We start from the raw sequence: 22,125 nt of genomic DNA, 5'->3' as shown, positions 1-22,125 counted from the left end.
CGGTATTTAATAGTAACGAATAGATTAAAACGGTACTCAACCTTAATTCTTTTTTTCTTCCTTTTACCATTTGCTTGCCTCACTTCATTATTCATTTTAATTTTTTCTTTAATTTCAACGCTTACACGATCGACCATAATAAAAGGGGAAACTCAACCGTAGTTGAAATCCCCCTAATAATCAGCAATGCTTACTTTTTTGTCGCATGCTTCTTTTCGTTATCACGCTTTTTGGCAACCAATCCGGCTACCATCGAACCTGCTACCAGCACCGAAACAACACTGGTTAACAGGATTTTCATTTTATTTTTCATGATGAAACTCCCTGCTTTTCTCCCTAATATAGTTATATCTTGTTTGCAACAAAAAAGCTACTTCTTTCTCTAATTTATAATTTTTATAATGTGATTGCCAACCGGTTACACCATTCACACTGTGTAACCGCACTCGTAACCATCAAATTACCAGTACTGTAATAAACAGCGTCCCTGGCTAAAATTAAATCCAATTTTAACTGGGAAAAAACCGATCCTTCTACTATAATTAAGGTCCATAAGGCAAATTAACGAAACGTTAATTGGAGGGAGAAACACATGATTCATATTGTTACTGATTCAACTGCTCAATTAACCCCAGATGAAATTCAAAAAAATAATCTCACGGTCGTACCACTTCAGGTTACCATTGATGGTAAAACTTATGAAGATGGTGTTGACATTACCAGAAAAGAATTCTCCGATCATCTTGCAAACGACAAAGAATTTCCGAAGACCAGTCAACCTTCTCTGGGTAAATTCATTCAAGCCTACGAAAAAATTCAAAAAGAAGATCCAGACGCTTCAATCATCTCCATTCATTTAACCAAGGTTTTAAGCGGAACGGTTGAGACGGCTAGGACCGCTGCCAAACAAGTGGGCGGAGACATCTCAGTCCTAGACAGTGATTCCACTGATAGTGGTCTTACTTTTGCCGTCATACGCGCTAAAAAATTGGCCGATCAAGGCAAGTCTGTTAACGAAATTATGGACAATTTAAAGGCTTTTGTACCAACCATCATGACCTACGTTTTCATCAACAGTTTTGATTACATGGTCAAGGGTGGGCGTGCTAGCCGGGCGGTTGGCTTTATTTCCTCACTAATTCAACTAAAGCCCGTAATTCAACTGACTGAGGGAACTTTAAAACTGAAGTACAAGTGCCGTGGCATCAAGAAAATGACCAAGATTGCCAATCAGGTCACCGATGAAATCATTAATAATAAGGATATTTCCGAAGTTGGTCTTTCATACGTTGACGACGGAACGGCCCCAAAGAAAATTGCCGCTAAGATCAAGGAAGCTAGACCTGACATCGACGTCACTTGCCGTCTGACAAGTCCCATCGTTATGACGCACGTTGGTCCCGGTGGATTTGGCTACATCTTCGCATAACTTAATCCTAACAATTAAGATCGGACATTTATGTTCGGTCTTTTATTATGAAAAGAGGAAATCATGGAATCATCGCTTGTTTATTCGGACTTTTAATGAGCCAATTATGATAAATTAGCGGTTAACACCGTGTCAACATGTGGGTATAATTAAATTATTACATAGAAGGAAGGATTTTTTATGCCATCATCAACTTTTGTAAATCTCCCCCAGGCAAAAAAGGATCGCATCAACAGTGCCCTTTTAAATGAATTTTCCGCTCATCCCTTCTCTGACGCCCAAGTTGCCAGGATCATCAAGGATGCCAAAATCTCACGTGGAGCCTACTACAAATACTTCATTACCTTAAAGGGCGGCTATGATTACACACGCAGACTGGTTTTATCAACCCTTCACCAGCCTTTCACAAATAAAAAGCTTGATGAACTGAAACCAAGCGACTACGTTGATGCCGCCCGTTCCTTTCTAGAAGATAGTGCTGAAAGTGAATACTTTGAATTTATTCAGATGGACATCCTGCATAATCAGAAAAACATTGATGATTCGGCAATCATTAAGCTGCCAGCCAAACGGTGGGCCATTACCGTTCTGTGCCACCAGACGATTAAAGAAGCAATGGAATCTCCCAGTGATTCCGAAAAATTACTTCATCGGCTTCAAAAAGTTCTTGAAATTATTTATTAATTAATCCGTACAAAAAGGAGACCCAGAAGTGGGTCTCCTTTATTAATTGATTTCAATCATTAATTAATCTAAAATTCTTCGTAAGTGGCTGGATCTTGGTTGTGAGTTCGACCATCTGGTTTGGTTAACGAATCAATCGTTTCCATATCTTCAGGAGTAATCTCAAAGTCAAAGACGTTCAGGTTACCACTCTGTCTACCAGGATGAGCTGACTTAGGAATTGGCAGGGTTCCTAACTGAATCTCCCAGCGTAAAATCAATTGACCAACGTTTTTATGGTACTTAGCGGCCATATCAACCAGAACTGGGTTCTTTAACATCTCACTCGCACGACCAAGTGGACTCCAGTCTTCGGTTAAAATCCCGTGTTCTTCATCATAGTGACGCATATCATCCTGATTAAAGTAGGGATGAAGTTCAATTTGATTAATTGATGGCATGACACCAGTTTCATCAACTAGCTTGTCCAAGTAGTCTGGTAGGAAGTTACAGACTCCGATCGTCCGAATCAAACCATACTGTTGGGCATCAATCAGTGCTTGCCATGCTTCAACGTAGTTCCCCTCTTTGGGATTAGGCCAGTGCAACAAGTAGATATCAAAGTAGTCTAGACCAGCCCGATAAAGTGACTCTTGAATGGCATTAATGGCACTCTTTCGGTCGTAGTAACGGCCTGGCAACTTTGAAGTTACCAACAAATCAGAACGGCGGACGTTCGAGTTTTCAATTCCACGACCAACGGCCCCTTCGTTTTCATAATTGTAGGCAGTGTCGATTAACCGGTAACCCTTATGAATGGCAGAAGTGATCGCCATTGCACCTTCAAAACCCTTTAAAAGATAGGTTCCAAAACCAATCTTGGGAACCTGCATTCCGTTATTTAACGTATAATACTCATATTCCATGATGAGCACTCCTCTCAATGTGTTTCTACGATTAGGATAGGCGGAATGAATATTCGTTTCAAGCAAGTCGATTTGTGATAGGATAGTAGTTACGATTTAAGGAGTGATAACGTGAAAAAGAAAAACCAAAAAAATAACGGATCCTTTAACTTTCGGGGATTCTTCCATTTAATTCGACAAACTAAACCCCACTACTGGCAACTAATGGTCGGACTAGTTCTTGGTCTAGTAGCTACCGGAGCCCAACTAACGGTTCCAAAGATTGCCCAGGTCATGGTGAACGACTTCGCCAAGGGCGTTAGTCTAGTATTAATTTTTGCCATGGTTATTTTATTTGTCTTAAGTGCCCTCATTAACGCGGGTTCAGGAACGCTCCTGGGCTTCTTTGGTGAAGACGTCGTGGCTAACCTTCGAGAACTACTATGGGAGAAAATGGTGAAGTTAAACGTTCACTATTTTGATAGCGTGAAGACCGGAAAAATGACCTCGCGGCTCGTGAGTGACACAGATCAGATTAAAGACTTACTGTCAGTTTCATTTCCCAACACGATTACGTCGATCTTTCAACTAATCGGGGCTTTAATCATCATGCTCATCATGGATTGGCGAATGGCCTTAATCATGTTTATTGCCATTCCCATCGTCATGACCGTGATGCGACCAATCATTCACAAGTCGAGTCAGATTGGGAAATCGCGTCAGGACCAAATGGCTGATTTCAGCGGAAAGGCGCAGGAAACTTTAAACGAAATTCGCTTAGTTAAATCATCAAATGCCGAACCGTACGAAACCAACGCTGGTTCTAACTTGATTCACAATCTGTATCGAATCGGCCTCAAAGAGTCGGTCTATGACTCCATTGCGGGACCAATTCTGAACACGGTCATGATGGCTATGATTGTTGGAATCTTGGCATATGGCGCTCATCGGGTTGCCATTGGAGCTATGACCATCGGAACCATGTTTGCCTTTCTAATGTACCTGTTTCAAATCATTGGTCCCGTTAGCATGCTGGGTCGTTTTGTCACCGACCTCTCGAAGGCCAATGGTTCTACTGAACACGTCCGAGAACTCCTCATTGAACCAGAAGAAGACTTTGCGTCGGGCTTCTCAGATGACATTGGCGGTAAAACGTTGCGCCTCAATGACGTTAGTTTTGCCTACGACCCCGATGAACCGGTCTTAAAAAAAGTCAACGTCGCCGCCAAGCCCAATCAAACTACGGCCTTCGTTGGACCTTCTGGAAGTGGAAAATCAACCATCTTCAGTTTGATTGAACGTTACTACCAACCAACGTCTGGCACCCTTACAATTGGCAAGGAAAACATCGAGGACATTAACCTCTCTAACTGGCGGCATCAAATCGGACTGGTTAGTCAGGATTCCGCCATCATGGCGGGGACGATTCGCCATAACTTGACCTATGGACTAGACGAGCAGTTTACAGATGAACAACTCTGGCACGTCCTAAGCCTGGCGTACGCGGAGGGCTTTGTGAAGGAAATGCCCAACGGACTTTCCACTCAAGTTGGTGAACGAGGAATTAAGGTCAGTGGTGGCCAAAGGCAACGACTCGCGATCGCTCGGGCCTTTTTGCGGGATCCAAAGATTTTGATGCTAGATGAAGCCACGGCCAGTCTTGATTCACAATCAGAGGCCATGGTTCAAAAGGCGCTTCATCAACTCATGAAGGGTCGTACTACCCTCATTATTGCTCACCGATTGAGTACCATCGTTGATTCAGACGACATTTACTTTGTTGACCACGGTGAAATCAGTGGACACGGGACTCACGAAGAGTTAATCAAGACTTTGCCCAAGTACCGCGAATACGTTAAAATTCAATTTAAAAAATAAGGAATTCAGCAATGAATTCTTTTTTTGTGTCACAAATCAGGATTTTCCTGTTATACTTTAAGAATTATTTAAGAAATTGGAGGTTACATTTGATGGACAATAAAAAGTTATCATTATTTGCGTTAGTCTTAATGATCTTTACATCCGTCTTCGGATCAGCGAACATTTCCAGAGCGTTCTACCTAATGGGGTATGCCTCAATCATCTGGTACATCCTGGCAGCGCTCTGCTTCTTCATCCCGTTCGCGTTCATGATTGCGGAGTTTGGTGCGGCTTTTTCAGAAAAGCACGGTGGCATCTACACTTGGATGAGCGAATCAGTTAATCCTAAATTCGCCTTCACGGGAATCTCAATGTGGTATGCTTCCGCCATCATCTGGATGGTCAACACCAGTTCCGCCATCTGGGTCCCACTTTCAAATGCAATCTTCGGCGTTGATAAAACGTCAGATGCTCACCTCTTTGGACTTTCAAGTGTTGAAACCATCGGCCTTTTAGCCGTCCTTTTGATGATCGTAATTACGTTCATCGCTACCCGTGGAATCGGTCAAATTCAAAAGGTCACTTCCATCGGTGGGTTTGCGGCAATGTTAACTAACGTGATCCTCATTGTTGGTGGGGCCATCATCCTTTTAATTAACGGACATACCTTTCAGCCGCTCTCCTGGAAAGCCGTCTTAGTATCACCCAATCCGCAATACGATTCATTAATTAATGTCCTCGGATTTATCGTATACGCAATCTTTGCCTACGGTGGACTAGAAACCATTGGGGGGCTCGTTGATCAAACCAAGACTCCCGAAAAGACTTTTCCTAAAGGAATCACCATCTCGGCCATCACCATTTCCGTCGTCTATTCGATTGGGATTTTCATGGTCGGAGCTTTTACGAACTGGAACCAGGTCTTGGGTTCAAAACACAACATTAACCTAGTCAACATCCCTTTCGTTATCATGAATAACTTTGGTTATCAACTGGGGACCGCCCTGAACTTTCCTCATGGCGTCTCCGTTCAAATCGGGATGTGGGTCAGTCGTTACGTCGGGGTTTCCATTTTTCTAGCACTGAGTGGGGCCTTCATCACACTCGTCATTTCGCCAATCAAGACGATTGTGGAGGGCACTCCCAAGGAAATTTGGCCGAGGTTCTTTACCAAAATCAATCGACACAACGTACCAGGTAACGCCATGATGATTCAGGGACTCTTAGTCATCTTGTTCATCCTCGTAATCTCGTTTGGAGGACAAAGTGCCAAAGCTTTCTTCAACATTTTGGTTCAGATGACCAACGTGGCCATGGTAATTCCGTACCTGTTCATTGCCTTCTCGTTCATTGGTTTTAAAGCCAACCAGAAAATCAAGAAGCCCTTTGTCTTCTACAAAAATTCACTAGTCGCCAAATTAGCGGTCTGTGTCGTAATGTTAACGGTCGGATTTGCCATTATTTTTACGATTATCGCTCCCGCTTTGAGTGGCAACTACGTAAGCAGTATCTGGATGGTCGTTGGACCTGTCTTGTTTGGTATTGTGGGTTATCTTTTGTACCACCACTACGAAAAGAAATATCTAAGTAAATAAGCAAAAATGAGACGTCCCTTTGGTGAGGGCGTCTCATTTTTTATTAGTAAATAATACTTTAATTTAAATTCATTACATTCAATAAGAACACAAAGTTATCCAAAGATATAGCGTATACTAGGTGTGTAGACAACTTCAATGATATTTTGATCAAAATAAAGAGAGAAGTAAAAGTCATGAGCAATAGACATTTATATAATTGTCAAGAAGGCTGCCCAGTTGAAAGTACATTACAAATAATCTCTGGCAAATGGAAAAGTGTTATTTTGTATCACTTATTTAAAAGTAAAGTAGTTAGATTTAATTATTTAAATAAGCAGATCAACGGCTGCTCAAAACGTATGCTGGCGCTACAATTAAAGGAACTAGAAAACGATAATATCATTGAAAAGAAGGTCTACCCTGTCGTTCCACCAAAAACAGAATACAAAATCACTAAATTTGGTGAATCACTAAAACCGGTTATTGATGAAATGGAAAAATGGGGAAAACTGTATAATTCAATCAACGACGATCAGAGATAAAAGCTTCAACCACAGTAATCTAATTATCTGGTGAAAATATTGTAACCTAGTAACAAAAATTACATTATTGTAAAGCATCATTTTCTCCTTAAAATTAACAGTAACTTAAATAAGGAGATTAGATAGATGATGAAAAAGAACATGAAAGCAATTGGCTTTACTAAATATTTATCAATTAAAAATCCAGACAGTCTATTTGAATTTAGTACAGAAGTCCCTACCCCTAAACCTCACGATTTATTGGTTAAAGTAGAGGCTGTATCGGTAAATCCTGTTGATGTTTATACTAGACGCGCCCAACGAAAGCAACTTGTTCATCCTAAGATAATGGGATGGGACGCTTACGGAACTGTCGTTACAACTGGAGCAGAGACGAGCATTTTTAAAACTGGTGATAAAGTTTTTTATGCTGGATCGTATAAACAACCTGGAAGTGACAGTGAGTATCAATTAGTCGACGAAAGAATAGTGGGGCATGCACCCAAAAAACTAAGTATTGAAGAAATTGCTGCGATGCCACTAACCAGTATAACGGCATGGGAATCAATGTTTGAACAAATGGATATCGATATTAATGATACAGAGGGCAACTCGTCAAAATCTATTTTAGTCATTAATGGATCTGGTGGCGTTGGTTCAGTGGCAACACAATTAGCCCATCTGGCCAATTTGACCGTGATCGCAACTGCAGGAAACGAAACGACTAAGCAATGGGAATTACAGCATGGAACTGATCATGTTGTTGACTATCACGATAACATTGTTGACCAGGTTCATGATTTAGGGTTTAAGCACGTTGATTATATTTTGGAATTAGCAAATCTTGATGCTTATTGGTCAACCATCACAAAATTAATTGGTCCAAACGGAAACATTGCATCCACCACTGGATCAGGTAGAAATTTAAACTTTAGTCCATTAAAATCACGGATGGTAAGATTTGGTTGGGAATGGATGTATGAAAAATCATGGTACCAAACTCCCAACATGATTACACAACACATAATCCTGGATAAAATTGGAAAACTACTTGATGAGGGAAAAATTAAAAGTACCCTCACTAAAACAATTAGTCCCATTTCTGCCAAAAATCTTCGTAAAGCAACCAGTATGGTGGAGTCCCATCAAATGATGGGGAAGGTTGTTGTAAAACGATAATCAAATAATTAATTTGTGCCATAAAAGGCTAATCACTAAAGATTAGCTTTTTTTATTTCCAAAACTCCTTGAAAATAACCCGCTTCGCTTGAAGCTTCTAACTCATGTATAATAGTTATAAGACATCGTTTACCGCAAAACACTAAGAGGAGAAAACATTATATGGAATTATTAGTTTCAATGTTTCCGATACTAGTCCCAATAATTCTGCTGGGTTTTTTAAACATGCCAGCCTTAAAGGGAATGAGTGTAACGGCAATACTTGTTATTTTAGCTAGTTTATTGGTTTGGAAGATGCCAATGAAAGCTCTGGCAGCCTCAGCCATTCAGGGAGTCCACAAAAGTCTGACAATTGCTTGGATTCTCCTTGGGGCACTGTTATTACTAAGAGCACTGGAATACACCGGATCAGTTGACCGGATTAACGCTGGCTTCACCAATTTAACCACCGACATGCGCCTACAAGCCATCCTGATTGTCTTTCTGTTTGGGTCCCTAATTGAGGGGGTCTCGGGCTTCGGTGCTCCAGCCATGGTCACCGCGCCACTGCTAATTGCTCTGGGATTTAAACCGCTCTCTTCAATCGTTTTAGCCCTTGTAGCCGACTCAACGGCTGCTTCGTTTGGAGCCGTTGGGACCCCACTAACGGTTGGTCTAAGTAACACCGTTAGTACGGCTGAGATGGGAAAAGTCGGGTTAAAGATTGCTAACCTCGAGTTAATTAGTGGAACTCTTGTTCCACTAATCTTAATCGTGATGCTAGTCTTTTTACTTCCCAACCAATACACCAAAAACCGCTTCAAATCAGTTTTACAGGTTACCCCATGGTGCATTGCCATTGGCTTAATTTACTCGATTTCAACCATTATCAGTCAATTATTACTGGGATACGAATTAACATCCGTTATCAGCCCCATCATTGCCCTGATTTTCGCCATCTTAAGTATTAAGTTCAACATTTTACTACCAAAAGATATCAAGAAAAATCCATGGAAACAGTCCGAAAAAGTAACCATCAAAGAGCCCCGAACCGACATTTCACTAATTAGAGCGTGGTTACCATACGTCCTCGTGGTCGTTTTACTGGTAATCCCTAAACTCGTCAAACCGGTCCATAACTGGTTAAACAGCCACGTCAACCTATCATTAACCAACATTCTTGGCTTTAAGGCAATTGACTCGAGCTGGCTCCTTTTAGCTTCACCGGGAACCGTCCTCTTGATTGTTGCCCTACTAACGGTCCTTCTTCGTGAAGAATCATTTCGTTCGTTTTCACACGAAGCGTGGGACGTGGTGAAATCAATGAAGACCACGCTTCTGACCTTAATTGTGACTTTAATCATGGTCCAAGTCTTTACTAACACCAATTTTAACGGCGCCAAACTAGACAGCATGCCCGGTTACTTGGCATCGTTTATGGCTACGCACCTGCACGGCGTCTGGTTAGCAATCGCCCCAATTTTAGGCGCGGTTGGCTCATTTGTCACCGGGAGCACGACCGTCTCCACCCTGACTTTTTCATCAATTCAGGCTGATGTCGCCGTGGACGCTGGCTTAGACAAATTTCTCATCCTCGCCGGTCAGGTCATCGGCGCCGCAGTTGGAAACATGATTTGTGTCTACAACATTGTTTCCGTGAGTGGCGTAGTTGGATTGAAGGGACAAGAGGGGACGGTAATGCGGAAGACTGCCATTCCGGCAGCCGCTTATCTCTTTTTTCTCATTATCTCCATCTTCATATTCAAATAATTATAGGCAAACAAAAAGTCCATCCCAATTCAACATTGGAATGGACTTTTTCAGATTTAATTATCAAAATTTTTAATCTTTAAACGTCCATACTTCGTTAAGTAAAAAGCCAATAAATCCTAGAATCAGGATTAAATCAGTCCACATGACGGAAAGATGAGAGATTCCGATTATTACCAAAAGAAACACAAGCAGGGTCACAATCCCACCCCAAACACGTTGTTTTGGAGTAATTTCACCCGCAATCTCCATCGCTGGATTCTTAATAAATAAGGTGACCGCCCAAATGATGATACAGAGGGCACTTAAAATAATTAAAATCCAGTCAATGAAACCAATGGGAAAACCATAGATAATCTCTTGGATGCCTTCAACCACACTAGTGCCAAATAAAATCATGGCCATGGCCGTCCACAGTAAACTGATACGACTAGTAAATGCGTTTTTCTCCATATTTAACACCTACCTTTAGATAAATTTTAACATATATTTAACTTTGAAAGAAAATGTTGAAGAAAAAAGGGACTGACATCGTTTGTTCATTGACATCAATCCCTAAAAATATTTTATAGCAATGCTTTAAGTTTTACCTCTGATCAGCGGCCCACTTGGCAAACTGGGTCCAAATCTCATGCTTTTCTTTCTCATCATCAGTACCCTTTGACGCCTTAATCGTCGAAGCTAACTTGGCTTTTAAGGATTTTTTCTGATCAGCTGTCAAATTTTTAACCGACTCAGTTAAATTAACCTGGCCCTCTTCCATTCCTTGATTAGCCAAGTTCAAGGTCCCGTGCTCGTGGCTGTTTTCAATAAACGACCAAATTGGGATAATGATAAATAAAGTCAAAGCAATTCTAGGAAAGAAAAACGCCAAAATAATCAAAATGACGTACGCCGCAATTGAATAGTTAAAGTTTCTGGCAAAAATATAGTTGAAAACTTCATGTTGCTTGGAGTGCTTTCGGTACTTGACTTCCGCAATTTGCGACACAATGATGCGAAAGACCACCAATAAAATTAGTGAAAGAGCGCCATAAAGCATCACCGTGATTTGCGATGTATCGTCGGTCATAAGCTTTGTAAAAGTTGGGATTAACGACATGAAAAAGAGAAAAACCAGGTCCATGACAACCGTCTTGTTGGCGACTTTTTCGGTATCGTTGAATACTTGAGCATGCTGGTACCACAGGTTCCCAACAAAACAAAAACTAACGGCATAAATTCCAATGGCACGAAATAGAACCAGATACTCAACGTTTCCACCAATCTTCTCAATCGGCAGTTCCAACACCATCACGGTAATAATGATGGCAATAATGGCGTCACTGAAGGCATCAAGTCGATCTTTCATTTTTTTCTTGATTTCACCCATAACGTTTCCTCACTTTGATAGATTTACGCTAATTATAGCACGCCATTATGGAGATTTTAAACACATCAAAAAAGCGTTTCACAATTACCAATTTCATGATTAAATTTATCTACAACCAAAAAGGCTATCAAGTCCTTGATAGCCTTTCATTTGGCAAAACATATCATAACCGCGATCACTGATTAATCGTCTTTATGGCGTTCCACTATCTTTTGAACCATACTTGATGCTCCAATTAAGCGTAGCGTCATATCCTCCGGTACTACCGACGGCACTCCCACTCTGGTTCATCCTTAAATCAAGTCCTTGATTAGCATTCCATTTAATTGGAGTTGTAATCTTACCATCTTCCTTTTTCCCAGGATAGTTGTAAACCTGGACGTTGCCAGATCCTGGATTCAAAATGGTTGGTTGCTTGCTGTTTAAGGCAAAGTAAGCCAGTGAAAATGGTGACCCGGGCCTCCCAATCTCATGTGGATTTTCAGGAGTATTCTCCTGAGAGAGCCAGACACTGTACGGACTCTTAACACGACGATCATCGGTTAAACTAGCAACCTCGTAACCCTTGTTGATGTCAATCGGGGTCTTTTTCTTGCCAAGGTTTCTTGGTTGCATATACTGATCCTTAAAGAAGTAGTCATTTTGAAAACCGTAGTCTAAATCCTGCGGTTGATTCAAAACAACCGATCCATTGTAGAAATTATATGTCTCTTTTCGTCCTTGAAACTTAAGTGAATCCTGGTTGCGATCGGTTCCCGTCAATTCAGGGATTGAACTCATATTATCAGGATTATTGTCCCCAAGCTGAAGGTCAGCGGTAATATTAGTTACCTCTCGACCATTCATGTCTGGAAGATTCTTAATCGTAATCTTCTTAGCGTTCTTAAAGTTAGAGTTGGAGTCTTTCCCACTAATCTCATAATCGGTGGTGTCACTTACCGTATAATCACTATTACTAATTGGTTCTCCGTTAACATCAATGTTCTTGATGTCTTTAATACTTGGAACCACAAATGAATACGAACCATCTTTAAACTGCGTGCCTTCAATCATGTTATGAAGGGAAATCTTGTACTGAACCTCACTTCCGTCTTTGACGTCGGTCAGATTATTGGTCCAAGTATTACCACCGTCATTTGACATCTGGTTTTGTAAAATAACCCGTGGTTTAACGTTGTCGTACGGGTTATTCGACATTTCGACGGTCGCCTGACTTGACTTAACCACTCCGTCATCCGGTGCCGTAAAGTTACTTCCCTTAGCGGTTACCGTATTCTGCTTAGTATTAGGATCTGGATCAGTAATAATCGTTCGAAATCCAACTGAGTCAGGTTTCCCATCATCGTCGATGGGTTCAATTCCGTTGGGGTATTCCGCCACGATTTGATCGTTATCGTCCAGACCACGCATCCCTAGATTGGTCATGTCATCCGTAACCTTAACGTTATCCCAGGTATTTCCTAAACCATTATCTTTGTAGTTGTAGGTATCGACCTTATAAAGCATCACGTCTCCAACCTTAGCGTTAGTGACAAGGTCCTTAAATTCACTTGGATCGATTTCCTTAATCATGTCATTTGCGGCACCGGTATCACTATCGTAGGGATTAATATCCTTATACTTCCCCTCACGTTGAAGTGCACTTAAATCACAAACTAATTTTTTAACCCCAGGAATCTGAGGAATTTCGGTATTGGCAATGGCACTGACCATGTTCAACGCACCAGTTGCACCAGTAAATCCCCACCATGCGTAGTCACCTTGAAATTGGCTCAAAGGAACATTTTCAGTAGTGGTATGCTGATCAATTCCGTCAATTGAGTGACCAGACTTGGGATCATTATAAGTAACCGTTGCGGTGGCGTGATCCGACCTGGCGTTACTATCTGGTTGCCAGTCATTAGGCATCCACTTATAAGTCACCGGGATCCATGTTCCCTGATTAGCCGTTAAAGATGGCGTCTGACTATAATCATGGTGATTGATTCCAATATGATCTTTATCGTGCCAGTCAAATGGACCAGTGAATTCATTTGGGTAAATGAACGCCGTATGTGGAATCTTTCGCGGCAATTTATGGTCACTATAATCTCCGTTGTAGTATGGATCAAACTCAAACGATAAAGCATTGTGAATAAATTGGGTTCTCAAATATGCTTTTTTAGGATTAACATGATCATTGTCAATTGCCTTTGAAGCGGTTCGGACATTTCCATATGAACCGAGTGATTCACCCGATGATCCGATGGCATTTGGATTGTCATTTTGCAGGGTAAAGGTCAGTCCATCAGCTAATGTTTTAACTTTTTTCGGGTTTTTCATATAAACGTAAAACTTAATTGTAAACGGTTTTTGTAAATCAACTTGGTTCTTCCACCACATGGTTTGAGCAGAATGATCATCACCAGTATTATCAGTTACCACCTGAACGTTGGGATATCTTTTTTGAACGCTTTCATTCGGTTGAATCCCAGCAAACATAAATTCATCCATTGACGGACCTGATTCTGGTGGTGCAGGAATGTTATACGGATTATCTGGATCCGCCCTAACACTCATCATTGCGCCACAAATCATAAATACAGCAGTACAAACCACTCCTATTAATAGCTTATAAAGTACTTCTCTTTTTATTCTCATTTTTTCTCAATTCTTTTTATTTTTCTTTTTGTGATAGAACATCCGACAAATCCAAAAAATAATCCAAATTTCGATGGTCAAAAATACCGCAATTAAAACCGGTACGTATGACTCTACTTGGTTTGATAACTTTAGTGGGATAAACGTCTTGTGCAATCGAACCGTTTGCTTGTCAGAATGGATCATAATATCCATCCGATACCTACCAGGCTGCAATTTTTGATAGGGAATTGTCCACACCAAAGGAGTATTCGGGGCAATACTGACATCCGAATATTCCTTTATCGTATCCAACTTTTCGTTATGAAAAACTTTGACTCGCACCCTCGCATGTTGAATCAGCTGTGGGTAATTATTCTTAATCGTAACTTTAAACGCATTTAATCCATCATAATTTCCACTCTCAATGTTTGAAATTTTTAAACGATCTAATTTCAATCCATCCTGTCCACTTAACGAAACTCCAATAACGTAACTGGCTAAACTGTTAACCTTCTCGTTTGAAACGGAAGGAACCACTCCAGTAGCAGTGATGCCAGCAAGTTCTGTTCCCATAACTCGTGAATTTGTCCTGATTTGGTAATTGACTACCTTACTTGCATCCGGAGCCAAATTCACTTCTCTTTTAAGTTTTCCAACAACTTGTCTAGAAACCGAATTCTGATCATTTTTAAGCACGCTTGGATTAGCGTATGAAATACTGCCACTCGACGTGGTCGTTGCATTATTCAGCGTTAACCTAATTTTAATGGGACGGTCTCCGTGATTTTTCAAAAGAAGCGGGAGCTGGTATTCCCGATTCGGTTTAGCTTGAATCGCAAAATACTCTTTGCCCTTTTGAAGTGGAAGTCCACCCAAAACCGGCGTGGCAGAAAATGACGGATAATCATCCGAATTGGCCTGGGAAGTCATTGGCACAAACAGTTCAATCAACAAAACTCCAACTAAAATTATAATTTTAATTAGTTTTCGCATTTGAATTTTATTTCGAATTCTTCAATTCTAATTTTTTAATGAAATGACGGTTTAATATAATCAGAAAAGCGATAAAGAGAAAAATCACTCCGGCTACCATTGTGCCCCATTGGAGCATTTGTCCTGTTTGAGGTAACGTACCTTGTTGCTCCCCACTAACAGCAATGGTTGGCGGAATTTTAGTGCCTTCTGATTCAGAGGAACCTGGGGTTTTATTAGACATATCTTCAGGTTGACCACCCTGTCCATTGGGTGCCGGAGTTACGTTTCTACCAATTCGAATTGTGGTATTTGAATTAGATTCACTCTTCGCAAACGAAGCTGCGTTTGCTCCTAACCCAACGGCTATTAAAATAGTTAATCCAGTTAACAGTACCATCCTTAAAAACTTAGAACATTGTATTCGCATTTGTACATCTCCCAACCTAGTTATTTAGATTGATCGTTTCTTTTATCAAGTTCTGCTTGCTGTGCGGCAATCAAATCCTTTTGTTTTTTGTGTTGACGGTACAAAACGTAGCATAAGATCAAGATTAAGATTAACAAGATAATCAATAGGATGATCCACCACCAGTTTTTATTAGCATTATTAATTGCTGCCTGAGCAATTGAAATATGGAAATCTTTTTCAATATCCCACTTGTTGCCGTTAATGTCTGAAGCCTGCAAACTCAAATGATAATTACCGGGTAACAACGCGTTTTTGCCAAAATTATTCATAAAATTAAAGTTGGAATTAGGCGCCATACTTAAGCCACTCTGGTTGGCCTTACTCAAGACTTTCTTTGGATTACTCTTTCGGTAAATCTTGTCTTTTAAATGCATTTGACTAACCGTCGTGGGCTTTTCGTTTGCCAACTTGGTATAAATCACCGGTTCACTAGCTACTTTCCCCGGTTTAATGCCTTGAGCCGTAAGCTTTGGTTTAATGGTTTGATTAGTGTTGTCACGAAGATAGACGGGCATTGCTAAAGCAAACTTATTATTAACGCTGACTCCCCTTAACTTAGCTGCAGAAGGTGGCAATTGTGGACTAACGTACAGTCCACCCATGATGACACCTTGATAAGTCTTGTCAGGAGCTTTTACGTTAAAGTTAACGTTGGTTCCCTTATTAGGAGCTAAGTTAATCGTCTGCTTCTTGTCTCCTTGGACTAAATCCTTGAATTTATACTTCAAAGTTTTATCAGTTGGAAACTTATTAGTCGGATTGAGCGCAATGGCACCACCACCGGAAGTAAAAGCAGTTGTTGGTTCAATGCTAAAGGACTGGGGTGACTTGGATAAATTAACGATGCTCAAACTAATTTGTTGGGTTTGACCCGGCTTGGTTTGAACAAAGATCACACCATCTTGCTTAATTTGATTCTTAGTGTAATTCGGTTTAACCGCAATTGATGGACCTTGGGCTGCATTTGTTTTTAAGGTTCCAAGTATCGGAATCATCAAAAGAATGGTTGCAACGGCAAGTAAAAACGGTAACCAGAATTTCTTCAACCTTGATAAAATTACAATCACGTCCTACTTAATTAATTTTCTAATTTACTAAAAAGAAGACAAACCGTACGTGGTCTGTCTTCTTGGTTATACAATACACACCCGTAAAGAGAACTATTAGTTAGTTGGGTTTTGTGGGCCTTGTGCGTTAAGAGTCCAAGTAATTTGTGCGTTGTAATCAGCTGGAGTAACGTTAGCTGGCATGTTCAAACTAGCGTCAGTACTCTTTGAGTAGTTAACTGAAGTTGATCCTAAACCTTGACCAGCATTAGCTGAAAGAACTTGGGTAGAATTGTTAGATCCGGCTTGAAGCAATGGAGTATTAACTTCAGCGGTACTGCCAGTACTATTTTTATAAGCGGTTTGATTTAATTGAACACCCCAACCATTACCAGGTTGATCATTAAATTGACCTAAAGCAGCTGAGACACTCCAACCAGCACCATTTGGTTGGTCTTTAACGGCACGACCATCAACAACCACTAATTGTGGCTTACCATTACCGGTTTGGTTATCATGCAACGGAATCCCGAATTGTGGGTTAGGGTTGTTAGCTGCTTCACCGAAGTTTAAATCTGGAACTTCTGATAAAGTTAAGTATCCGGTTCTTACTTGAACGTGAGCTTTTGATTGTCCTTGTACTGAACCAGTAGTGTCATTAGGAGTTGCACTAGTGTCTGCTGGAAGATGAACAGGAGCAGCGTTTACATTAATGTTCTCAATGGCCATTGACAAACCTAAAACGGCTGCTAATGATGCCACACCTAAAACTAATTTCTTACCAATATTTGCTTCCATAAAAAACTACCTCCAAAAAATATATTATTTTATTGCTAATAAATTGTATGTTTGTAATGGTGATAAAGCACCACAGACACGCAATCTAATAACATCTTTCACAAAGACATTATACCATAGAATAAAATCCTTGTGCAATAAAAATAGGAAAAATTTCACAACACCCACTTCTTTTCACAATATCCTAATAGAATCCTGACTTCATGCAAAAGTCTACTATTAGTATAACTTATAAATTGATTACTTTTCAAGCTAAAAAAATCACGGTGACCTTTCGATCACCGTGACTTCAATTAATTCTTATTAATTAGTTAGTATAAATTTATCTTAGTACCAACCGTGTGATTGCCAGAATGATTGGGCACCTGACCATGAACCATAACGTGAAGTTACGTATTGGTTAGCAACTCGATCTTGGTTAGCAGCTGAGTAGTCACCATTTAAGTATGACTTAGATAATTGGTACTTACCGTAGTAGTTACCATTTGAAGCAGTGTATGAACCACCTGATTCACGTGCAGTGATCCAAGCTTTGGCTGCATCATCACCACCGTTGCTTGAGTAGTTAACGTTAGATGGTTTAACAGTGTTAGTTTGTACAGTGTAAGTTCTTTGGTTAGTTCGTGGTGCTGCTGGAGCTGGAGTACTCTTTTGAGCTGATGCTTGTACATTAGCCTTTGGTGATTGGGTTGGTTGAGTATTAGCTTGTTGTTGTGCAGCTGGAGCTTGTTGTACGGGAGCTTGAGCTTTTGGTGCTGCTGGGGCTGGGGCTTGTACTTGAGCCTTTGGTGCTGGTTGAGCAGCAACTGGTTGTTGTACAGGTTGTGCAACCTTAGCAACTGGAGCTTTAACAGCTGGAGTAGTCTTTGGTGCTTGGTAACCAGTAGTTTGTGCTGGTTGTGATACAGCATTTGGAACAGTAACACCAGTTGGGATTACTAATCTTTGTCCAACTGAGATTTGGTCAACATTTTGTAAATGGTTGGCTTTGGCGATTTGGTTAGTAGAAACTTTGTATTGTTGAGCAATTTCTGAAACAGTGTCACCTGATTTAACTGTAACGTTTGTTGAAGCATGGGTGGTGTTAGCACCTACTGCTAATAAACCTAATGCTGCGGCACTTGATAAAACTACGGCCTTGATACTTTTTGACTTCATAATAATAATCACTCCTAATCTAAATTTCTTAACTAATTTTCGTTTTCCGGTTTTCTGTTTTTTAAATTCGTTGATCTCCTGTATCAATCAACAATGTATATACTAAACGGAAAACATTACACACAAATAACACAGTGTTTAAAAAAATCGCCGATTTTTGTTATTTTGTAACATAAGTAACATGTTTTGCAACATAACCCTAAAGATCACCGGATTATTGAGTGTTTTCTGTGTCATTTTGTAATTTTTGCTCTTTTTTTTGCCATATACCCCCTTCAATTTCTGCAAAATTACTCCAAAAAAAGTTTGACAACCATGTTTTTAGGTTAATTCAACCTAATTTTTCCGTTTTTGACCAGTTTCTACTATATTAATGTATCGATTGTCAGATTCATCCTCAGTTTTGAATTTCTCACTACCATCTTATTTTTAATTACTAAAACCATATTAATATGGTAGAAAACTTTTTTATGTCATTTAAATTATCAGCCCTTTTTTACGGCCAGCCACTTTATGACCTGTACCAATTTGGCAATCAAAAAATTATTTTGAACTATTTATAATGAAGAAATGCGTCAAGTTAGGGATACTTTAGATAGCGCTTTCATATGTGGAACAATAAGGAATAAACCACTTTTTTTGGTAGCAGTAGTGTTATATAATTGGTCTTGTATACGAATAACTATAATTATTAAAAGGAGTGAGTATTAATGGCAACTGCTAACCGTGCATTATTCATGCTTTTCGGTGGCACTGGTGACCTTGCTTTGCGAAAGTTATATCCAGCCTTATTTGAACTTTACAAAAAGGGCAGTATTGACAATCATTTTGCACTGCTTGGGTTAGCTAGACGACCCCACACCGATGAGGAATTTCAAAAAATGGTTTTGGATTCCATCTCGTCAGAAGCAGATAATCAAGAACAAGCTGAAGAGTTTGCTAGTCATTTTTACTTCAGATCTCATGATGTTACCAACGTGGAACATTATCAGGCCTTAAGTAAATTAGCCGACGAACTTGACAAGAAATACGAACTTAATGGTAATCGGATCTTTTATGTTTCAATGGCCCCAAGATTCTTTGGAATCGTTGCTAAAAATCTGAAGGAACAACACGTTCTTTCAGACAATGGTGGCTTTAACCGCTTGGTAATTGAAAAACCATTCGGTCGGGACTATGAATCTGCTGAAAAATTAAATGATGAATTAACCGCTGCGTTTAAGGAAGACCAAATCTTTCGCATCGATCATTATTTAGGCAAAGAAATGGTTCAAAGTATCCCAGTTATTCGATTCGGTAACCCCATCATCGATGCCGTTTGGGACCACAACTACATCGATAATGTCCAGATCACCCTATCCGAAAAACTTGGCGTAGAAGACCGTGCCGGATATTACGACACAGCTGGTGCTTTACGTGATATGATTCAAAACCATACCATGCAAATCATGACCCTCCTTGCAATGGATAAGCCAGAATCATTTGTTGATACTGACGTTCGTGCTACCAAGGTCAAAACCCTTGAAAGTATGAACTTCTATGATACTGAGGGTGTCAAAAAGAACTTTGTTCGTGGTCAATACGGAGCTGGTAGTGGTTCAGCCGCCTACCGTGACGAGCCAGACGTTCCACACGATTCTAATAATGATACCTTTGTTGCCGGAAAAGTAACTTACAATCTTTCTAGATGGGAGGGCACTCCTTTCTACGTTCGAACTGGTAAGAAGTTAAAAACCAAAGCCACTAGAGTTGATATTGTCTTCAAAAAAGACATTAACAACATCTTCAGTAAAGCCGGTTTGCCAGATACTCTTAAAACCAACGTCCTCTCAATTTTAATTGACCCTCGTGGTGGAATTACACTGAGAGTCAACGTCAAGGACTCCAAACAAGGTTTCCATACCGAAACCATCGACCTTAGTTACCTACAAAATGATGCTCGGGCTTCAGAAGTTCCTCAACCATACGAGCGTCTTTTCCATGACATCTTAAATGGTGATCACACCAACTTTGCAAGCTGGCCAGAAGTTGCCGCCGCTTGGAAGTACGTTGACCCCATTCAGAAGTACTGGGACGAAACCAAACCTGATTTTCCTAACTACGAACCAGGTTCAATGGGACCAAAGGCAGCAGACGAGTTATTAGCTCGAGATGGTCACAGTTGGTACTTCCCTGCTGAAAAGTAAAGAAAGTGCTTACAAAATTTGAAGTTTCTATTTCACAATTCTAATGTGAAATGGTAAACTACTAGTGTAATGAATTAACATATATATTCGAAAAGGAAGGTATATTATGGCTGATAAAAAAGCAAACATTGGTGTTGTTGGTATGGCTGTTATGGGTAAGAACCTTGCCCTCAACATTGAAAGTCGCGGTTACACAGTTGCAATTTATAACCGTACTGCAAGTAAGACTGAACAAGTAATGAAGGATCACGGTGACAAACACTTGATTCCAAGTTACAACGTTAAGGATTTCGTTGAATCAATTCAAAAACCTCGTACGATCTTATTGATGGTTAAGGCTGGAAAGCCAACTGATGCCGTTATTGCTGAACTATTACCATTACTTGATAAGGGTGACACTCTTATTGACGGTGGTAACACTAACTTCCACGATACTATGGCTCGAAGTGAAAAACTTGCTAAGTCAGGTATTAACTTTATCGGAATGGGTGTTTCTGGTGGTGAACTGGGAGCCCTTAAAGGCCCTTCACTAATGCCCGGTGGTCAAAAAGAAGCCTACGACCGTGTTGCTCCAATCCTTGAAAAGATTGCTGCTAAGGCCGAAGATGGCGAACCATGTGTTGCTTACATTGGCCCTAACGGTGCTGGTCACTATGTAAAGATGGTCCACAACGGTATCGAATACGGTGACGAAGAATTAATCGATGAAACCTTCAACCTTTTGAGAAATGCTGCTGGTTACTCAGTTGATGACCTTGCTAAAATCTTCAAAGATTGGAACAAGGGTGAATTAAACTCATACTTGATCGAAATCACTGCTGACATCTTGACTAGAAAAGATGACTTAGGCGACGACAAGAACAAGCCAATTGTTGACGCAATCTTAGATCGTGGTGCTAACAAGGGTACTGGTAAGTGGAGTTCAATCGATGCTTTAGACATTGGTGCTCCTCAATCAGTTATCACCGAATCAGTTTACGCTCGTTTCATCTCAATGATGAAAAAAGAACGAATGGCCGCTTCAAAGGTTCTTCATGGTCCTGCCAAAGAACCTAAGTTTAACAGCGACGAAATCGTTGAAAAGGCTCGCCAAGCATTATACTTCGGTAAAATCATGAGTTATGCTCAAGGTTTCGAACAAATGCGAATGGCCTCAGAACACTACGGTTGGGACTTGAAGTACGACCAATTAGCTAAGATTTGGCGTGCTGGATGCATTATCCGTGCCCAATTCCTTCAAAACATCACTGATGCCTTTGATAAGGATCCTAAGTTAACTAACTTGTTAATGGACCCATACTTCTCAGACATCGCTAACAAGTACCAAGACTCAGCTAGAGAAATCGTTTCGTTAGCTACTGAAGCAGGTATTCCTGTTCCATCATTGTCAGCTGCCGTTTCATACTTCGACTCATACAGAGCTCAAGTACTTCCAGCTAACTTGCTTCAAGCACAACGTGATTACTTCGGTGCTCACACTTACGAACGTACTGACCGTCCAGGTAACTTCCATTACCCATGGTACAAAGAACAATAAAACAAACGTTTTAAAAAGATCGACTTTAATAGTCGATCTTTTTCTATGTTTTTAGCTAACAAACAAGCATTATAGTCTA

19 protein-coding genes are annotated in these 22,125 nt (G+C 40.3%); 9 read left to right on the top strand and 10 right to left on the bottom strand.

What is annotated here, in order from left to right:
• Positions 1 to 190: 190 nt before the first annotated feature.
• Entirely contained in the window at positions 191 to 313 is a 123-nt protein-coding gene (locus AC6UD0_RS05885; protein ID WP_500694107.1) for a hypothetical protein, read from the bottom strand.
• A gap of 279 nt (positions 314 to 592) precedes the next feature.
• Here AC6UD0_RS05885 and AC6UD0_RS05880 point away from each other — a divergent pair, with 279 nt between their 5' ends.
• Complete coding sequence (locus tag AC6UD0_RS05880; RefSeq protein ID WP_500708442.1) at positions 593 to 1,429, top strand: DegV family protein; 837 nt, start codon at positions 593 to 595, stop codon at positions 1,427 to 1,429.
• 180 nt (positions 1,430 to 1,609) lie between these two features.
• Positions 1,610 to 2,113 carry a TetR/AcrR family transcriptional regulator gene (locus tag AC6UD0_RS05875; protein WP_500708441.1) on the top strand — a complete coding sequence of 168 codons (504 nt, stop codon included), beginning with the start codon at positions 1,610 to 1,612 and terminating at the stop codon, positions 2,111 to 2,113.
• A gap of 68 nt (positions 2,114 to 2,181) precedes the next feature.
• On the opposite strand, the gene AC6UD0_RS05870 is transcribed toward AC6UD0_RS05875, so the two are convergent.
• Positions 2,182 to 3,018 (bottom strand): aldo/keto reductase, encoded by an 837-nt coding sequence (locus tag AC6UD0_RS05870; RefSeq protein ID WP_500708440.1) that lies wholly within the window; start codon positions 3,016 to 3,018, stop codon positions 2,182 to 2,184.
• Positions 3,019 to 3,129: 111 nt separating this feature from the next.
• Between AC6UD0_RS05870 and AC6UD0_RS05865 the strand changes: the two genes are divergently transcribed.
• From AC6UD0_RS05865 to AC6UD0_RS05845, 5 genes are all read left to right on the top strand, one after another.
• Positions 3,130 to 4,875 carry an ABC transporter ATP-binding protein gene (locus AC6UD0_RS05865; protein ID WP_500708438.1) on the top strand — a complete coding sequence of 582 codons (1,746 nt, stop codon included), beginning with the start codon at positions 3,130 to 3,132 and terminating at the stop codon, positions 4,873 to 4,875.
• A 92-nt stretch (positions 4,876 to 4,967) separates the two neighbouring features.
• The gene (gene yjeM, locus AC6UD0_RS05860; protein WP_500707404.1) at positions 4,968 to 6,452 is read left to right on the top strand and encodes a glutamate/gamma-aminobutyrate family transporter YjeM; all 1,485 of its coding nucleotides are present in this window, start codon (positions 4,968 to 4,970) and stop codon (positions 6,450 to 6,452) included.
• A 176-nt stretch (positions 6,453 to 6,628) separates the two neighbouring features.
• Positions 6,629 to 6,976, top strand: a complete 348-nt coding sequence (locus tag AC6UD0_RS05855; RefSeq protein WP_500695850.1) for a winged helix-turn-helix transcriptional regulator — start codon at positions 6,629 to 6,631, stop codon at positions 6,974 to 6,976.
• 129 nt (positions 6,977 to 7,105) lie between these two features.
• The gene (locus AC6UD0_RS05850) at positions 7,106 to 8,134 is read left to right on the top strand and encodes a zinc-binding alcohol dehydrogenase family protein (protein WP_500708443.1); all 1,029 of its coding nucleotides are present in this window, start codon (positions 7,106 to 7,108) and stop codon (positions 8,132 to 8,134) included.
• 162 nt (positions 8,135 to 8,296) lie between these two features.
• The gene (locus AC6UD0_RS05845) at positions 8,297 to 9,883 is read left to right on the top strand and encodes an L-lactate permease (RefSeq protein WP_500708437.1); all 1,587 of its coding nucleotides are present in this window, start codon (positions 8,297 to 8,299) and stop codon (positions 9,881 to 9,883) included.
• 72 nt (positions 9,884 to 9,955) lie between these two features.
• Here AC6UD0_RS05845 and AC6UD0_RS05840 read toward each other — a convergent pair whose 3' ends face one another.
• The 8 genes from AC6UD0_RS05840 to apf form a co-directional block, all read right to left on the bottom strand.
• Positions 9,956 to 10,336, bottom strand: a complete 381-nt coding sequence (locus AC6UD0_RS05840) for a hypothetical protein (protein WP_500708436.1) — start codon at positions 10,334 to 10,336, stop codon at positions 9,956 to 9,958.
• Positions 10,337 to 10,469: 133 nt separating this feature from the next.
• Complete coding sequence (locus AC6UD0_RS05835) at positions 10,470 to 11,255, bottom strand: TMEM175 family protein (protein ID WP_500708435.1); 786 nt, start codon at positions 11,253 to 11,255, stop codon at positions 10,470 to 10,472.
• Between the two features lie 192 nt (positions 11,256 to 11,447).
• Positions 11,448 to 13,832, bottom strand: coding sequence for a hypothetical protein (locus tag AC6UD0_RS05830; RefSeq protein ID WP_500708433.1), 2,385 nt, complete (start codon positions 13,830 to 13,832; stop codon positions 11,448 to 11,450).
• Between the two features lie 69 nt (positions 13,833 to 13,901).
• A complete protein-coding gene (locus tag AC6UD0_RS05825; protein WP_500708432.1) occupies positions 13,902 to 14,870 on the bottom strand; it encodes a WxL protein host-binding domain-containing protein in 969 nt (322 codons plus the stop codon).
• Between the two features lie 7 nt (positions 14,871 to 14,877).
• Complete coding sequence (locus AC6UD0_RS05820; RefSeq protein ID WP_500697009.1) at positions 14,878 to 15,279, bottom strand: LPXTG cell wall anchor domain-containing protein; 402 nt, start codon at positions 15,277 to 15,279, stop codon at positions 14,878 to 14,880.
• Positions 15,280 to 15,299: 20 nt separating this feature from the next.
• The gene (locus AC6UD0_RS05815) at positions 15,300 to 16,367 is read right to left on the bottom strand and encodes a DUF916 domain-containing protein (protein WP_500707398.1); all 1,068 of its coding nucleotides are present in this window, start codon (positions 16,365 to 16,367) and stop codon (positions 15,300 to 15,302) included.
• Between the two features lie 117 nt (positions 16,368 to 16,484).
• Positions 16,485 to 17,165: a WxL domain-containing protein gene (locus AC6UD0_RS05810; protein WP_500708430.1), complete on the bottom strand. Its 681-nt coding sequence runs from the start codon at positions 17,163 to 17,165 to the stop codon at positions 16,485 to 16,487.
• A gap of 327 nt (positions 17,166 to 17,492) precedes the next feature.
• Entirely contained in the window at positions 17,493 to 18,323 is an 831-nt protein-coding gene (gene apf / locus AC6UD0_RS05805; RefSeq protein WP_500694123.1) for an aggregation-promoting factor, read from the bottom strand.
• 710 nt (positions 18,324 to 19,033) lie between these two features.
• Here apf and zwf point away from each other — a divergent pair.
• Positions 19,034 to 20,509 (top strand): glucose-6-phosphate dehydrogenase, encoded by a 1,476-nt coding sequence (gene zwf / locus AC6UD0_RS05800; protein WP_500708429.1) that lies wholly within the window; start codon positions 19,034 to 19,036, stop codon positions 20,507 to 20,509.
• Positions 20,510 to 20,615: 106 nt separating this feature from the next.
• The gene (gnd, locus tag AC6UD0_RS05795; protein ID WP_500694125.1) at positions 20,616 to 22,046 is read left to right on the top strand and encodes an NADP-dependent phosphogluconate dehydrogenase; all 1,431 of its coding nucleotides are present in this window, start codon (positions 20,616 to 20,618) and stop codon (positions 22,044 to 22,046) included.
• Positions 22,047 to 22,125 lie beyond the last annotated feature (79 nt).

This window comes from Fructilactobacillus sp. X7R9C1 (assembly GCF_059901005.1).
This window is presented reverse-complemented; position numbering and strand designations above follow the sequence as displayed.

What these genes read in the sequence shown, in the direction of transcription:
- AC6UD0_RS05880 (WP_500708442.1), top strand. Translation starts at nt 593, where the DNA reads ATGATTCATATTGTTACTGATTCAACTGCTCAATTAACCCCAGATGAA.
- AC6UD0_RS05825 (WP_500708432.1), bottom strand. Translation starts at nt 14,870, where the DNA reads ATGCGAAAACTAATTAAAATTATAATTTTAGTTGGAGTTTTGTTGATT.
- AC6UD0_RS05845 (WP_500708437.1), top strand. Translation starts at nt 8,297, where the DNA reads ATGGAATTATTAGTTTCAATGTTTCCGATACTAGTCCCAATAATTCTG.
- apf (WP_500694123.1), bottom strand. Translation starts at nt 18,323, where the DNA reads ATGAAGTCAAAAAGTATCAAGGCCGTAGTTTTATCAAGTGCCGCAGCA.
- AC6UD0_RS05855 (WP_500695850.1), top strand. Translation starts at nt 6,629, where the DNA reads ATGAGCAATAGACATTTATATAATTGTCAAGAAGGCTGCCCAGTTGAA.
- AC6UD0_RS05850 (WP_500708443.1), top strand. Translation starts at nt 7,106, where the DNA reads ATGAAAAAGAACATGAAAGCAATTGGCTTTACTAAATATTTATCAATT.
- yjeM (WP_500707404.1), top strand. Translation starts at nt 4,968, where the DNA reads ATGGACAATAAAAAGTTATCATTATTTGCGTTAGTCTTAATGATCTTT.
- gnd (WP_500694125.1), top strand. Translation starts at nt 20,616, where the DNA reads ATGGCTGATAAAAAAGCAAACATTGGTGTTGTTGGTATGGCTGTTATG.
- AC6UD0_RS05870 (WP_500708440.1), bottom strand. Translation starts at nt 3,018, where the DNA reads ATGGAATATGAGTATTATACGTTAAATAACGGAATGCAGGTTCCCAAG.
- AC6UD0_RS05820 (WP_500697009.1), bottom strand. Translation starts at nt 15,279, where the DNA reads ATGCGAATACAATGTTCTAAGTTTTTAAGGATGGTACTGTTAACTGGA.
- AC6UD0_RS05840 (WP_500708436.1), bottom strand. Translation starts at nt 10,336, where the DNA reads ATGGAGAAAAACGCATTTACTAGTCGTATCAGTTTACTGTGGACGGCC.
- AC6UD0_RS05830 (WP_500708433.1), bottom strand. Translation starts at nt 13,832, where the DNA reads ATGATTTGTGGCGCAATGATGAGTGTTAGGGCGGATCCAGATAATCCG.
- zwf (WP_500708429.1), top strand. Translation starts at nt 19,034, where the DNA reads ATGGCAACTGCTAACCGTGCATTATTCATGCTTTTCGGTGGCACTGGT.
- AC6UD0_RS05885 (WP_500694107.1), bottom strand. Translation starts at nt 313, where the DNA reads ATGAAAAATAAAATGAAAATCCTGTTAACCAGTGTTGTTTCGGTGCTG.
- AC6UD0_RS05810 (WP_500708430.1), bottom strand. Translation starts at nt 17,165, where the DNA reads ATGGAAGCAAATATTGGTAAGAAATTAGTTTTAGGTGTGGCATCATTA.
- AC6UD0_RS05875 (WP_500708441.1), top strand. Translation starts at nt 1,610, where the DNA reads ATGCCATCATCAACTTTTGTAAATCTCCCCCAGGCAAAAAAGGATCGC.
- AC6UD0_RS05835 (WP_500708435.1), bottom strand. Translation starts at nt 11,255, where the DNA reads ATGGGTGAAATCAAGAAAAAAATGAAAGATCGACTTGATGCCTTCAGT.